General features: G+C 60.3%; 11 protein-coding genes and 2 pseudogenes. 10 read left to right on the top strand and 3 right to left on the bottom strand.

The genetic code is table 11. The features are described 5' to 3' along the window. Positions 1-142 (top strand): annotated as a pseudogene (locus FS320_RS27085) (ATP-binding protein); the annotation flags it as partial. A gap of 62 nt (positions 143-204) precedes the next feature. Then, complete coding sequence (locus FS320_RS27080) at positions 205-618, top strand: hypothetical protein (protein ID WP_152715185.1); 414 nt, start codon at positions 205-207, stop codon at positions 616-618. Between the two features lie 16 nt (positions 619-634). Here FS320_RS27080 and FS320_RS27075 read toward each other — a convergent pair. Further along, positions 635-1,327, bottom strand: a pseudogene (locus FS320_RS27075) (FAD-dependent oxidoreductase); the annotation flags it as partial. 545 nt (positions 1,328-1,872) lie between these two features. Here FS320_RS27075 and FS320_RS27070 point away from each other — a divergent pair. From FS320_RS27070 to FS320_RS27050, 5 genes are read left to right on the top strand one after another with little or no spacing between them, the layout of a single operon-like run. Then, entirely contained in the window at positions 1,873-3,819 is a 1,947-nt protein-coding gene (locus tag FS320_RS27070) for a methyl-accepting chemotaxis protein (protein ID WP_152715181.1), read from the top strand. A 4-nt stretch (positions 3,820-3,823) separates the two neighbouring features. Further along, a complete protein-coding gene (locus FS320_RS27065; protein ID WP_152715178.1) occupies positions 3,824-5,269 on the top strand; it encodes a chemotaxis protein CheW in 1,446 nt (481 codons plus the stop codon). Continuing rightward, positions 5,266-6,369, top strand: coding sequence for a chemotaxis-specific protein-glutamate methyltransferase CheB (cheB, locus tag FS320_RS27060; protein WP_162003263.1), 1,104 nt, complete (start codon positions 5,266-5,268; stop codon positions 6,367-6,369). Before FS320_RS27065 ends, cheB begins: the two co-directional genes overlap by 4 nt. Then, a complete protein-coding gene (locus tag FS320_RS27055) occupies positions 6,366-7,250 on the top strand; it encodes a CheR family methyltransferase (RefSeq protein WP_152715176.1) in 885 nt (294 codons plus the stop codon). The genes cheB and FS320_RS27055 overlap by 4 nt, the downstream gene beginning before the upstream one ends. Next, a complete protein-coding gene (locus FS320_RS27050) occupies positions 7,250-9,241 on the top strand; it encodes a chemotaxis protein CheA (protein ID WP_152715174.1) in 1,992 nt (663 codons plus the stop codon). The genes FS320_RS27055 and FS320_RS27050 overlap by 1 nt, the downstream gene beginning before the upstream one ends. Before the next feature lie 29 nt (positions 9,242-9,270). On the opposite strand, the gene FS320_RS45305 is transcribed toward FS320_RS27050, so the two are convergent. After that, entirely contained in the window at positions 9,271-9,444 is a 174-nt protein-coding gene (locus tag FS320_RS45305) for a hypothetical protein (RefSeq protein WP_153885334.1), read from the bottom strand. Positions 9,445-9,613: 169 nt separating this feature from the next. Between FS320_RS45305 and FS320_RS27040 the strand changes: the two genes are divergently transcribed. The 3 genes from FS320_RS27040 (at position 9,614) to FS320_RS27030 (ending at position 13,442) form a co-directional block, all read left to right on the top strand. Next, positions 9,614-9,997 carry a response regulator gene (locus tag FS320_RS27040; protein WP_162003262.1) on the top strand — a complete coding sequence of 128 codons (384 nt, stop codon included), beginning with the start codon at positions 9,614-9,616 and terminating at the stop codon, positions 9,995-9,997. A 5-nt stretch (positions 9,998-10,002) separates the two neighbouring features. Beyond that, a complete protein-coding gene (locus FS320_RS27035) occupies positions 10,003-10,638 on the top strand; it encodes a chemotaxis protein CheX (RefSeq protein ID WP_152715172.1) in 636 nt (211 codons plus the stop codon). 113 nt (positions 10,639-10,751) lie between these two features. Further along, complete coding sequence (locus FS320_RS27030) at positions 10,752-13,442, top strand: PAS domain S-box protein (protein WP_162003264.1); 2,691 nt, start codon at positions 10,752-10,754, stop codon at positions 13,440-13,442. Positions 13,443-13,535: 93 nt separating this feature from the next. Here FS320_RS27030 and FS320_RS27025 read toward each other — a convergent pair whose 3' ends face one another. Next, entirely contained in the window at positions 13,536-14,402 is an 867-nt protein-coding gene (locus tag FS320_RS27025) for an IclR family transcriptional regulator (RefSeq protein ID WP_152715170.1), read from the bottom strand. Between the last annotated feature and the right edge of the window lie 211 nt (positions 14,403-14,613).

The following is a 14,613-nucleotide window of genomic DNA, read 5'->3' as shown; positions in this document are numbered from 1 at the left end:
GAACAAGAGCATCCGGGAGTGGACCGAGCTGCTGGCCGGCGACGAGGTGCTGGCCACGGCCATCCTCGACCGCCTGCTGCACCGAGCGCATGTTCTCAACATCAAGGGGCGCAGCTATCGCCTGCGGGATCTGGAGGAGGCTCTCCAGCGGGCTCACGCTTGAGCCGTCGTAAAACTGGATGTCGCCTTATCTCGTAAATCTCGGTGTCGCTTGACAACTGTACCGATGCCGCGCGGGATCCGCTGCAGATCATCGGCTGGTTCATCCTACGCTGGCAGGTCGAGGTCACCTTCCAGGAGGCTCGGGCGCATATGGGCGTGGAGACCCAGCGGCAATGGTCGGATCGCGCCGTGGCCCGCACCACGCACTGCTTGTTCGTGCTGTTCTCGATCGTGACCCTGCTGGCGGCCCAACTCGGTCAGCGCGCTCGCACGGCTGTTTGGATCGACAAGTGGTACCGCAGGTCTCACCCGACCTTCGCGGATGCGCTCGCGGCTGTGCGCCTGCAGATCTGGCGCGAAACGGGTTTACTCACATCCCGGCACCGGCATAACATGCCAAAACCCTCACAAGCGCTCCAGCGATGCTTGGCCTATGCCCTCTGCCATGCCGCGTGATGGGCCAAACTCGAGCTAAGAAGACGGCATCAAAATCGCGGCGAAGATCGGCAAGCGTGAAGTCCCGCCCCAGCATCTGTCCGCAGCGCAGGTCTATGCCGCCGACATCGAGCATCCATTCGACTTCGGCCTGGGCAAAGTTGTTGGGGGCTTTGTAAGATGCGATGCCATGTTCGTTGAGGCCGCCTGGCTTCGGCCGGCCGTCAAAGACGACCACGTCGTAGCCGAGGGTCGCGAGCCTGTGGGCACAGGAAAGTCCGGCAGGGCCCGCGCCGACGACGGCGACGCGCTTACCTGTTCGCGGGCCCTGCCTGTAGAGCTGCCGGCCGGATGCCATCACGGCATCGGTCGCGTGGCGCTGCAATTCGCCGATGATGACCGGCTTGCCTTCCGCGTCGTTTCGGACACAGGCCTCTTCGCAGAGCGTTTCCGTGGGGCAAACCCGGGCGCACATGCCGCCGAAGATATTCGAGTCCAGGATCGTCTTGCCCGCTCCTTGCACGTTTCCGGTGGCGATCTGCCGAATGAAGAGGGGGATATCGATGCCGGTCGGGCAGGCGTTCACACAAGGCGCATCATAGCAAAAGAGACACCGCTCTGCCGCGACACGGGCCTCGTGTTGGTCCAGCGATGCATGAAGGTCGCAAAAGGCTTCGTCATATGCGCCAGCCGCAAGCCGTCCGGCACTGATATCGGATGCTGAAGTCATAGGTCCTCCTGCCCGCTCCAGGCGGGTTTCAGGCCATCGATCCGTTCACCTCGGCCTGCTTCTCAAGGAGCAGGCTCTTGATTTGACCATCTGATCAAAGCTTTTCTAAACTGTCAAACGGCCCCTTAAAGGACTTTCGACCTGGGCTCGTTGTCTTGGAGGCGCAAGTAGTTTTGAAAAATCTCCTAGCGAAGGCCGGTTGACGGAAGAGAGATGAACTTCTCCTGGGCCGGACTGCTGCATGTTGTCCGTCTCTCACTTCCGAGAACGCGGTTTCTTCATCCGAAGAACGTCGGAGGTTGGATGGCCGGTACGCGGTGGAGTAGGACATGAGCGACATCCCCTTCGCGTCAGGGTCTTTGGTGTACAATTGTTGCACAACATTGTTTTTATTGTCGAAATAGCCACGTGCGTATCTTGCTACCGAGCGACAGAAACCTATAAAAGTCCTGGCTCCACCTCGCCTCGATTGGACTGGGCTGACCAAAGTGCCAGCACGTCGGATCGAGCCCTCACATGCTGTCCGCAAACTTCAAAGGCCATCGATGGCACTGGTTAAGACGACCGAACTGCCCGGTAAGGGCAATCTCCGTCAGGTTAATAGTGATTCCGCAACTCAAGCGGCATCGTCGACATCTCCAAAAGCAGGAAACTCACCACGACGGGCTCTCGAGCGGGTCAGGGCCCGGCAGCAGAAGGCTGCTGAGCGCATCGGCGCTGCCTCGGAGGAATTGGCCAGCGGGGTAACTGAGGCCTCATCCGCGGCGGAGGAATTGCGTCGCTCTATGGAGCAGATTGCCACTGGGGCCGAAGAGGCGGCAGGCGCTTCGCAGCAATCCCTGGCTGCCATCGTGAGCCTCGGCACCTCGTTCTCCGAGGCCCGACAGCATGCGGAGACCACTCGCGCCAAGACCGCCGGTCTCCAAACCCTGTTGATCGAGACCGGGGCTCAAATCGACGCTTCTGTCGCTGCCGTCGGAGCGAACGCGGCGCGCCAGAACGCCATGGTTGAGATCATTTCGCTCCTTGAGAAGCAGGCTGCCGCGATTGGCGAGATTACCCGCACGGTTGGCGATATTTCCGACCAAACAAACCTTTTGGCTCTGAATGCAGCCATTGAGGCGGCCCGAGCCGGAGACAACGGCCGCGGCTTTGCCGTCGTGGCCGATGAGGTGCGAGCCTTGGCGAGCACATCGGAAAGAAGCGCTCAGGATATCCAAACTCTTGCCGAAGGCATCGTCACGGAGGTCCGCTCCATCGCCGAGAGGATCAGGGCCGCAGCCGAAACGGCGTCCGGCGAGGCTCAGGTCGGCCGCGCCACCGTCGCGGCTCTCGACAGGATCCGCTCCGACATGATCCTTCTGGCCAATGGCAGTCAGTCAATTCTCGTTGCCGCCGTCGAGGCCGAGGCGGCCATCCGCGAAGCGCAGCGCGGGGCTGAGCAGGTGGCCAGCGCCGCCGAGGAGCAGGCTGCAGCGGCGGCCGAGGCTCAGCGGGCCGTGCAGCAGCAGAGTGTCGCTCTCGACCAAAGCCAGCAGACCGCGCAGGCGCTTGCCGTCCTGGCTGACGATCTCCAGACGAACAGTGCAGGATCTGCCAGCGCCGAACAGGTCGGATCGGCGGCGGAGCAGCTCTCGGCGGCCATTCAGGAATTATCGGGAGCTGCCGGCGAGATCATGACCGCCGTCGATCAGATCAGCCGGGGGGCTCAGATCCAGGCTGCCGCAACCCAGCAGGCGAATGCCGCAATGGGGCAGATCGACCGTGCCGCCGGCACCTCGCGGGACGTTGCAGGCGCGGCGGTCGAGCGGATCGAGTCTCTTGCCTCGGCATTCCAGGACAATCGCACCGCGATAATGCGGCTCGCCACCGGCGTCGAACAGCGTTTGAAGGAATCCCAGGCCGTCATAGGATTGAGGGGAGGTCTGGACGAGTCCAGCCGGCGCATTGAGAAGATCATCGATAGTATCGCGCTCGTCGCTGTTCAGACCAACATGCTGGCCGTGAGCGGCTCCATCGAGGCTGCGCGCACTGGTGAAGCCGGTCGTGGCTTCGCGATCGTCTCCGGGGACATCCGCGCCCTTGCGCGGGATGCCTCCGAGAATGCCGATCGCATCAAAGACTTTGTACGCCAGATTCGTGAGCAGATTACCGTCGTCCGGCGCGACCTGGAACAGAGCGCCGCGATGGCGGAGGCGGAGATCGCCAAGAACACCATGATGGCCGAAAGGCTGAATGCGGTGGAGGCCGATGTCGACGCGATCCGGCAGGGCAGCGCTGCCATCCTGGCGGGATCGGAAACGATCCTAACGGCGGTCCGCGAGGTTCGGCTGGGTACGCAGCAGGTCGCGGCTGTGGCCGAGCAGGCGGGAAGTGCCGCCACTCAGGCCGCCGCCGCGGCTCGACAGCAGGCGCGTGGCGCTGAGGATCTTGCCGCCGCCATTGAGGAGATCGCCTCCCTGGCAGACGAACTCCACATCGCGGAGTCGTAAGATCATGGCCGAAACGGCCCCTTCGGCTGTCACTCAGTCGTTCCTGACGATAATGGTGGGTGACGAACGCTTTGCCTTACCCGCCTCCGACGTTGCCGAGGTGATCCGCCCGCCGGCCGTGACTCGCGTGCCGCTCGGCCCTTCGAGCCTCGTCGGGGTCGCTAATCTGCGGGGCGCCGTGATGCCAGTGATATCGCTCCACTGCCTTTTCGGAGGCAAGGAGCGCCCTACTGCGAATGCCCGTGTTGTCGTTATCGATCGCGGCGCTCCAATCGGCCTCCTAATCGACAGGGTAGCATCGTTGGGGAGCGCCGATGCGTCGGAAGTGGATGGCGCATCCGCGCGTTTGATCGATCTCGATGCGCTGCTGTTCCGGGATTTTGGCAACTTCAGCCGCCGTGTGCAGCACCGGCGTGTGTCGGAAATGTCGGAGCCCCAAGCCGGCACGGCGATATCCCGTGACGAAGTGGCTCTCGTCTGCTTCGCGGTCGCAGGCCAGGATTTCGCCCTGCCCCTGGACTCTGTTCATGAGGTCGTGACGCTTCCCCCGGGTGTTGCGGCCGCTCCTCAGGCTGAGGACGTCATGCGGGGAGTCATGGCTCTGCGCGAGCGCCTGCTCCCGCTGGTCTCGCTCCGTGGACTCCTTGGTCTGCGCGCGGGCGGACATGAAGTCGCCAAATCCCGTGTCGTGGTCGCGCGGATCGGCGAGGCATTGGTAGGTTTGGTGACGGATGGCATGAAGGAGATCCTTCGCGTTCCCTCCGATGAGATCGAACCTGTGCCTGCAATCCTGACCCGTGGCGCAGCAGAGGCCAAAATTCAAGGCATCTACCGACTTGAGGGAGGGCGTCGATTGGTGTCCGTTCTGTCGACAGCCAGTCTGTTTCGTGATCGGGACTTGGCTGAACACGTCGCGCCGCAAATGGAGAAGAGTCCAGAGATGAGCAGCCCCGACAGTTCTTCGGATGGCGACGAGCAGTTCATCGTGTTTCAGCTGGGGGGTGAGGAATACGGCCTGCCCGTCGCATCCGTGGACGAAGTGGTGCGTGTTCCCGAAACCCTGTCGCGTCTGCCCAAGGCTCCAGACTTCATCGAAGGTGTCATGAACCTGCGCGGCCATGTCGTTCCGGTGATCGATCAGCGGCGGCGCTTCAAATTCGAAGGACGCGGTGAGCGGAGACGGGAGCGTATTGTTGTCGTCACGATCGACCATATGCAGGCCGGTTTCGTCGTCGATACTGTATCGGAGGTCCTCAAGATCCCCCGAAGCCAGCTTCGCCCGACGCCTGATCTGGCAGCGGATGGGAGCCAAATCATCGATCGCATCGCCAATATCGACGTCGAGGGGCGAATGATCCTCCTGCTCAATCCACGCGAACTCCTGGACAGAGCGGAGAAGGACCTGCTTGCGGCCATGGGCGATGGTCATCCGGATCGGCCTGCTCCGTGATCCGGCTGCTGATTGTCGATGACTCTCCCCTGATGCGACGTCTTCTCGGCAATGTCTTTGCCGCGGAGGGAGATTTCGAGATTGCCTTCGCCCGCAATGGCGTGGAAGCCCTTGAGCAACTTGCCGGATTTCAGCCGCATGTCATCACGCTCGATGTCTACATGCCGCAGATGGACGGCCTGTCCTGTCTCGATCGCATCATGCTGGAACACCCATGCCCTGTCGTGATGGTGTCGTCTCTGACCGCGGAAGGGGCAGACGTCACGCTTGAGGCTTTGGAGCTGGGTGCCGTCGACTTCATCGCGAAGCCGGAACGGGCTGTCTCGCTGGAGATCGAGACCCTTGCCCCTCTGCTGGTCGAAAAAGTCCGTGCCGCATCGCGAGCGCGCCTGCCGGGCAGTCTGAGATTGGCTGAACGGGTGCGATTGAAGAGTGGCTTGAACCGGAAACCGATGGCGGCACCTCGAAGGTCTCTCCGCCCGGTGCTGGCAGTGCGTGCGACCAGGAGCGCAGTCTCTCCGGCGTATGGCGTTGTTCTCGTCGGCACCTCTACGGGAGGTCCGCCCGCCTTGGATGCATTGCTTTCGCGGCTCCCGTCCGCCTTTCCGTGGCCTGTAGTGGTGGCGCAGCATATGCCAGGATCTTTCACCGGTCCGCTCGCCCGCCGGCTCGACAAGCTGTGCGCTTTGACAGTCATCGAAGTCACCCGTCCGATGCCTCTCGAAGCCGGTAACGTCTATATCGGGAAAGGCGATGCGGACGTCATCGTCGGCACCCGTCCGGATGGCCCTATCGTGCTGGCAGCTCCGTCCCTTCCGGAGCATCGCTGGCATCCGAGCGTCGACCGGCTGGTGGACAGCGCCATGCAGCACTTTGCGCCTACCAGGTTGCTTGGGGTGCTAATGACGGGGATGGGCAGCGATGGAGCTGAAGCCATGACGCGGCTTCGGGGGCAGGGCGGTCGCACAATCGCCGAGGCCGAGGAGAGTGCCGTCGTTTGGGGCATGCCTGGCGAACTCGTTCGAAGGGGCGGGGCGGAAATCGTTGCTCCATTAGAGCTGATCGCCGACCGGATCATCGATATGCTGGGGCGCTCATGAGCAAGCCGCAATCGCCGAAAAGGGTTGCCGGAGCGGAGCAAGGATCTGCGACGCCGCTCAATCCGGACGAGATCCGCCGCCTGTGCGAGTTTCTCTACGGCCGCACCGGGATGATCTTCGGTGAAAGCAAGCGCTATTACATCGAAAGGCGCGTCGCCGACCGCATGTCGGCCACCGGAATGCGCACGTTTCGGGCTTATTTCTCGCATGTTCAAGCTAGCGAGAGCGAGGTCGAGCACCTGATCAACATCTTCACGGTCAATGAGACCTATTTCTACCGTGAGGAGCATCAGCTGCATTGCCTGGGTCGTTCGCTGTTGCCCGACATCGTGCGAAATAGGAAACCCGGCGATCTCGTGCGGATCTGGTCGGTGCCATGTTCGACAGGGGAGGAGCCCTATTCCATCGCCATCTGGCTCCTTGAGAATTGGCCTATGGTCGATGCCTATCACATCGAGATTGTCGGATCGGATATCGACACGCGGGTTCTGGTCGAGGCGGAAGCAGGCATTTATGGGGAGCGCGCCCTGTCGCGCCTGCCGCCGGGCATGATCGAACGTTATTTTGATCTTCCTCATGAGGGTCAACGCAGGCTTATTCAGGATCTGCGGGAATCGGTGAAATTCACATCCGTTAATCTGGTGGACAGGGCCTCCGTTGCGGCCCAAGGCCGGTTCGACATCGTCTTCTGCCGCAATGTTTTGATCTATTTCGACGACGCCTCCCGTCTCCTCGCCGCAAACAATCTCTACGATGCCTTGAATCCGGGCGGCTATATCTGTCTCGGCCATACCGAGTCGATGAACCGCATTTCGAAGCAGTTCAGTCTCCGCCGCTTCGAGGACGCAATCGTCTATCAAAGGCCGGGGGAGGGTGCGTGATGGACGATCTTCTCCAGCATTTCACTGTCGAGGCGCGTGAATTGGTTCAGCAGGCAACCGATGACCTTCTGGCTCTGGAGCGCGAACCCGCTATCGCCGCCCACCTGGACGGTGCCTTCCGAGCCGTCCACACGCTCAAGGGGTCCGTCGGCCTGTTCGATTTCGCGCCTATGGGACTGGCCCTTCACGCCGCCGAGGATCTCCTCGGCGCTCTCAAAGGCGCAGAAGCAAGGATCGATAGTGATGTGATCGACATCCTCCTCGAATGCATCGGCCAGGCGGAGCGCTGGGTTGGCGCGATCGAACAAACCGGGCAACTGCCGCCCGATGCCGGTGAGGAAGGATATCGCCTCGCACGGGCTCTGCGCTCGCAGCTCGATGAAGGAGCGGCACAAGCTGCTCCTATGATCCCGGAGGTGGACGTCGGCTGGATCGATGATCTGTTGGCGGCAGGATCCGATCGAGCAGATCTGAAAGCGCATAGTGCCGGTCTTGTTGCTATCCGGTACACACCGCGAGCCGACTGCTTTTTCGCCGGCGACGATCCTCTCGCGCTCCTACGCTCGGTTCCGGATCTTGTCGCTGTTCGGATGACAAACAGGGAGCCGTGGCCTCCTGCCGCCGAGATCGATCCTTTCTCCTGCAATCTTCGGATCGAGGCTCTGTCCTGCGCCGAGTTCGATGCGGTGAAGACGGTTTTCCGCTTTGTTCCGGATCAGGTGACGATTCATGAAGTAGCGTGGCGGGATACAGCCGGTACTTATGAAGTCGGATCTGACGGCTCTCCGAGCCGTGAGACGAGTGCAGTCGGTGCGGCCGCCTCGCGGATGCTGCGTATCGATGCGGCACGGATTGATCGTCTGGCGGATCTTGTCGGCGAAATGGTCGTTGCCAAGAATTCGTTGGCGCATCTGGCGGCCTTGAGCGACGAAGGGATGGATCGAAAGGATCTTGTCCAAGGCATCCAGGCGAGTCAGGCAGCCATAGACCGACTCGTCGCGGACATGCACAGGGCCGTCATGGATGTTCGCATGATGCCCATGCGCGATATTTTTCGGCGCTTTCCGCGCGCTGTCCGCGATACTGCGGGGCAATTGGGCAAGCTCATCGATTTTTCCATGGAGGGTGAGGATGTCGAGGCGGACAAATCCGTCGTGGAAGGCCTGTTCGAGCCGCTACTCCATGTGTTGCGCAATGCCGTCGCCCATGGCGCAGAACCAGAGAATATTCGCCTGGAGGCAGGAAAGTCGACCGGAACGAGGATTGTCCTGCGAGCTCGCCGGGATGGTGATCGGATCATCGTCGAAGTGAGCGATGATGGGCGGGGCATCGATCCTGCATCCATCCGGCGGGCTGCTCAGGAGCGTGGCATCGCTCCAGGGGATCGGGTCGAGCGCATGAGCGATGCCGAGGCCATGGAGTTGATCTTTGCTCCGGGCTTCTCTACCGCGTCGGAGATCACCGATCTGTCGGGTCGAGGGGTTGGCATGGATGCCGTGCGCTCGGCAATCGAAAGACTAGGCGGCCAAGTCGGTGTGCAGAGCCTGCTAGGACGCGGAACGACAATTCGCTTTTCCCTGCCGCTCACCATCGTCATGACGAAGGTGATGGCAGTCCGGGTGGGTGGCGAGACCTACGGCATCCCCATCGACGGTGTCCTGGAAACGGCCTTCGTGGCGGCCTCACGCATCCTCCCCATTCAGGAAGGCGAGGCCTTTGTGCTGCGCGACCGGACGCTCCCCCTGGTCAGGCTCGTCGATCTCCTGGGGATCTCCCGCATCGCGGATCCAGGAAGGGGGGCGAAAGTTCTGATCATGTCGGCGGGGGATGAACGGGTCGGGGTTGCAGTCGACGGATTTGCCGAGCGCATGGACGTTCTGATGCGGCCCATGGCCGGCATCCTAGCCGGTATGCCCGGCGTGATGGGGACAACCCTTCTCGGAGACGGCAGCGTCCTCATGATTCTCGATATTCCGGAGCTGATCGGATGAGTGCGCGACTGGATGGCAATATCATCCTGCTAGAAGGGCAGTGTCGGGTGGAAGATGCCGAGCCGCTGCTCGGATGGCTTCAGGCGGACAGCAGCCGCGTTGTGGACTTGACGGACGCCGAGCACCTCCATGCGGCGGTTTTCCAGATTCTCATGGCCCTGAGGCCTCCGATCAGGGAAGGAGAAAAGGATGCCTTCGTCCATGACTGGCTGATACCCATTCTGAGAGTGGCAAAATCCTCCGACACAGGGTAGCTGGGGAGCTAAGCGGTTGTCATTATTCCCGGATACTCTAAAAGAACAAATATCCTTTTTCTCTCAAGCGAAACCGGCTGGTCCCAGCAGTCTTAATCCCCCCTGGCGGAGCATCTGAGTGGCTACAACTGTTCTGATCGTCGACGATAGCAAACTGGCGCGAATTGTCGCGGGCAAAACCTTGGCTGCTCTGCAGCCAGAATGGGAACGCATCGAGGCCAGTAATGCGCAGGATGCCCTTGAGATCCTGCGCGAGAGAAAGATCGATGTGGCGATGATCGACTTCAATATGCCGGATAAGGACGGTCTGGAATTGGCGGCCGAGTTGCGGGCCATTCACCCGACCATGCCCATCGCGGTGATCACCGCCAATATCCAGGACGAGGTGATTGCCCGGGCAAGAGAGGTGAATGCCACCTTCGTCAGCAAGCCCCTGACTGAGGATGGCCTTAGAGGATTCGTCTCCGGAGCAGCGCTCCGCCTACGTTCAGACGGCGCGTGAGCATAATGAAGGATGACATTGCTCTGACCGATCTCGAACATGATGCTCTGACTGAACTCGTCAACATCGGCGTCAGTCGCGCTGCCTCAAGCCTGCGCAAGATGATCGGTGAGGAGGTCCTTCTGTCGGTTCCCTCCATCGAGCTCATGGCTCCTCATAATGCGGCTCGACTGATCGGGGAGCGTGAGACCGACGAGCTCGTTGCTGTTCAGCAGCAATTCGAGGGTGCGTTCGCGGGTCGGGCTCTGTTGATCTTTCCCGAAGCAACGAGTCTCGATCTCGTCAGGGCAATCATCGGGAGCGATGTGCCGTTCGACCAGATTGCCGATATGGAGCACGAGGCGCTTGCCGAAACGGGAAACATCATCCTGAACGGCTGCCTCGCAACCATGGCGAACATGCTGAAACGCTCCCTCAACATCTCCTTGCCGGAAGTGATCCGCGGAGATGGCGCGAGGCTCTTCACTCTCCCGCACGAGCGGCCGGACGAGGGACTGGTTCTCTTTCTCTACATCAATTTCTCGATCCGGAATCGTAATATTCGGGGCTATATCGCCATGCTGATGGATCTGCCGTCGCTTGCCGCCTTGAAAGAACTGATCGCGGGCTTCATCGAGCGGGTTATTGGCGACGAGGCTTGAACGATGATATTCAGGCCTCCCTCAACCAAGTCCTACCAGATATGACGGCCCAATTCTTGTCACAGGGCGAAGCGAAGCGGACGATTGATATCGCTGTCAGTGAACTGCGGCGCATAGCGGGTCCGATCTTTTCGGCTTTCGAGAAGTCCGGGTTGCCCATGGTTGCAACCGATCCGCGAACCTCTGACAACCCGATCGTTTACGTGAACGAAGCCTTCTCCAGAGTCACAGGCTATTCTCCCGAGGAGGCGATTGGCAGAAACTGCCGCTTCCTGCAGACTCCTGACACGGACCAAGGCGCTGTCACGCAGATACGGGAAGCGATCACGGCTGGTCGGGCGATCTCGGCCGAACTGCTCAATCGTCGCAAGGATGGTTCACAGTTTTGGAACCATCTCTTCATCACGCCCATCTGCGATGGAGGCGGAGAGCCGCAATTCTTCCTCTCAACACAGGTCGATATCACTCAGGCACATCAGTCAAGGACGGTGCAGGCCGCGTTTGAGGCCAGCCAAAGGGAACTGGGCCAGACGAACGAGCGGCTTCGCCTCACACTGACTGTTGCCGGAACTGGCGGCTCCTGGGATTGGGACATTCCCAACCGACGCTTTACCGCGGATGCACGATTCGCAGCACTTCATGAACTTGATCCCGCAGAGGCAGCCAAGGGTCTGCCCACCGGGGATTTCTTCAAAGCCATTCATCCGGATGATCGTCGGAGGATACGTCTTGCCGTTGGCGGCATTCTCAACGGAGCGGAGATCTTCTCGAAGGAATACCGTCTTCTCGCCCCCGACGGCTCGGCCAGGTGGGCTCTTGCGCGGGGACGCTGTCATTTTGATGAAGATGATCGGCCGGTACGATTTACGGGCGTCGTCATCGACATCACCGAACAGAAGCACGTCGAGGAGCGTCTTCGGATCGCGCAGAGCGCCGGCGGGATCGGAACATTCGAATATCTCGATGGCTATGCGACCGTCAACGTTTCGGACGAGTTCTGCCGTTTGCTGGGACTTCATCCGAGCAATGTTCTCCCGGTTCGGACTGTCAACTCTCTCATCGAGCCGGGCGATCGCGCCATCGTGGAACAGAGCTCCGGTGAAGCTGCCTCGTATGTCGAGTTCCAGATCCGGCGCGCCGATGACAAAGAACTTCGCTGGCTTGCCTGGAGAGGCGAGTATGTGCGCGACACGGAAACGGCAGGATTGCGGTTTATCGGCGTGATCTATGACATCACGGCGGCCAAGCAATCTGAAGCGAGACTTCGAGAGCTCAATGAGAAGCTCGAAAGTCGTGTCGAGGAGCGTACCCGCGAGCGCGACCGGCTCTGGAGCCTATCAAGCGATTTGTTCAGTGTTTGCAATACCGACGGTTATCTCAGTGCCGTCAATCCGGCCTGGTCGGAACTGCTGGGCTACCGAGAGGATGAGATCGTCGGAACCCGGATCGATGCCTGGATCCACGAAGAGGATCGGGCGTCAAGCAATACCCTTCTTCAGAGCCTGCAGGGTGGGAAGGCGATCAACGACATCGACGTCCGCGTCCAGGCTAAGGATGGGTCCCATCGGTGGATCAACTGGACCTTCGCTCCGGCGGAGGATGTGTTCTACAGTGTCGGGCGCGATGTGACGCAGCGCAAACAACTTGAGGAGCAGCTTCGGCAAAGCCAAAAGATGGAGGCAGTCGGCCAGCTGACAGGCGGTATTGCCCACGACTTCAACAATCTGCTGACAGGAATCGTCGGTTCGCTCGATCTCCTTCAGTCACGTATGGCGCAAGGGCGCCTCGATAGGATTGATCGTTACATCAAATCCGCGATCACATCGGCTAACCGTGCCGCCGCACTGACGCACCGCCTTCTCGCCTTCGCGCGACGGCAGCCTCTCGACCCGAGGCCGGTCGATGCCAATCGGCTTGTCCTGTCCATGGAAGACCTTCTTCGGAGAACCATGTCCGAAGCAATCCAACTCAGGATCGTTGCATCCGATGACCTACCACTGACGCTCTGCGATCCGAACCAGCTGGAAAGCGCTATTCTCAATCTCGCGATCAACGCCCGGGATGCCATGCCCGAGGGAGGCACACTCACCATCGAGACTTCGGTCTCTAAACTGGATCGTATCTATACGGTCTCCCAGCAAGATGTTTCTCCCGGCCAGTATGTGACGATCTGCGTGTCCGACACGGGGACCGGCATGCCTGCCGATGTTCTGGCTCAAGCTTTCGATCCGTTCTTCACGACCAAGCCGATCGGCGAGGGGACAGGCCTCGGCTTGTCCATGGTCTATGGTTTCGCCAAGCAATCCGAAGGGCATGTCAGGATCTACAGTGAGCTAGGCAGAGGCACCACCGTGAAGATTTACCTGCCTCACTACACAGGTGAACTGGAAGGGGAAGTTGCCGCTTCAGGCTTAAGCGAGGTCCATCGGGCTGAGGCGGGCGAGACGGTTCTGGTGGTCGAGGATGAGCCGGTCGTTCGGTCGCTCATCCTCGAGGTTTTGGCGGATCTCGGTTATCAAGCCCTGGAAGCAGTGGATGGTCCGTCCGGTCTCAAAGTTCTAGAGTCGAAGCAACGGATCGATCTGCTTGTCAGCGATGTAGGGCTGCCAGGGCTCAACGGTCGCCAACTCGCCGATCACGCACGTCTTATGCGCCCTCATCTGAAAGTGCTCTTCATCACCGGCTACGCCGAGCAGGCAGCGATCGCATCCGGTTTCCTGGCACCCGGCATGGAGATGATCACGAAGCCCTTCGCCATCGAAGATTTGGCCGTCCGGATCCGTGAAATCATAGAAAGGGCCTGACAGGGAGCCGGCGCTCGACTGACGCTCGGATGAGTCCTACCAGACCTTACAGGATTTCCGAAGATCCTGTGCCGGCACGACCGAGGGATGCCGTCATGGATGGTTTCGCCGAACTCGCGCCGGTTTCTCGCCGATATCAGTATCGTTCAAGCGTGTCTCGATCCAACATGCCTCCTTTTTGAGGAGAGGGGCGATCTCGCGCTGACGCTCGGGACTCAAACGACTTTCCGTCGCTGCGATGGAGAGAGCACCGACCGGTCTGCCGTCCGATCCACGGATCGGAACACCGATGGCCCACGAGTCCGAGAGAAGCATGCCAGGGTTGAGAGCATAGCCTCGTGCCCGTGTGTCCTGAACGAGACCACGAAGCGCCGAAGGCGAGAACGGCGGATACTTGTCGGCGAGAACGTCTGCATTGGCCGCCAATACTTCTTCCACATCCCCGTCGGGCAAGGCGGCGAGCAAAGCCAAGCCTCCTGCTCCAACGCCGAGTGGATGCCGGTCTCCTGCATGAAGGGCATGAATCCGGATTGGATAGGGTCCTTCCTCGCGATGCACACAGATGGAATAGACATCCCGGGGCACCGAAAGAAAGGCGGTATCGCCGGTCTGCTGGCTTAGTCGTACAAGGGAGCGGAGGGAGATCGAATGAATACCAAAACGCGCGCTCGCCAGTGTTCCAAGAACATGAATTTCCGGGCCTAGATAATAGCGTCTCGTCTCCAGGTCTTGGTCGAGCAGGCCAGCCCGTACGAGCGCGAGAAGCATGCGCCTGACGGTCGGCTTCGGAAGACTGCACTGCTCAACCAGATCGGACAACCGAGCACCTGAAGGTCCAGCCCGCCCGACGAGCAAGAGCAGTGTTGCTGCTCTCTCGATTGATTGTGCTCCGTTGGAGGCCGCACCGTCGATACCCTGGGCGGCAATCCTAGCCGAAATCGTCTTCTGGTATTCCAACATATGGACCTTCAATGGCGGAAAATTGAGGAATTCTTCCAAAGAACAATTTTCAATTGACAATGAAGAGTATCAGAGTGCCTCCTCAGCTCGAGTTTAGCCCATCACACGGCATGGCAGAGTGCGTATACCAAGCATCGCTGAAGCGCCTGTGAGGGTTTTGGCGTTTTGTGCCGGCGCCGGGATGTGAGTAAACCCGTTTCGCGCCAGATAG

The sequence above is a fragment of the Microvirga tunisiensis genome, from assembly GCF_009296175.1.
Taxonomy (GTDB): Bacteria; Pseudomonadota; Alphaproteobacteria; order Rhizobiales; family Beijerinckiaceae; genus Microvirga; species Microvirga tunisiensis.
This window is presented reverse-complemented; position numbering and strand designations above follow the sequence as displayed.

Bases quoted from the DNA above. Each gene is read 5' to 3' on its own strand.
- FS320_RS27055 (WP_152715176.1), top strand. From the start codon at position 6,366: ATGAGCAAGCCGCAATCGCCGAAAAGGGTTGCCGGAGCGGAGCAAGGA.
- FS320_RS27025 (WP_152715170.1), bottom strand. From the start codon at position 14,402: ATGTTGGAATACCAGAAGACGATTTCGGCTAGGATTGCCGCCCAGGGT.
- FS320_RS27050 (WP_152715174.1), top strand. From the start codon at position 7,250: ATGGACGATCTTCTCCAGCATTTCACTGTCGAGGCGCGTGAATTGGTT.
- FS320_RS45305 (WP_153885334.1), bottom strand. From the start codon at position 9,444: ATGGACGAAGGCATCCTTTTCTCCTTCCCTGATCGGAGGCCTCAGGGC.
- FS320_RS27065 (WP_152715178.1), top strand. From the start codon at position 3,824: ATGGCCGAAACGGCCCCTTCGGCTGTCACTCAGTCGTTCCTGACGATA.
- FS320_RS27035 (WP_152715172.1), top strand. From the start codon at position 10,003: ATGAAGGATGACATTGCTCTGACCGATCTCGAACATGATGCTCTGACT.
- FS320_RS27070 (WP_152715181.1), top strand. From the start codon at position 1,873: ATGGCACTGGTTAAGACGACCGAACTGCCCGGTAAGGGCAATCTCCGT.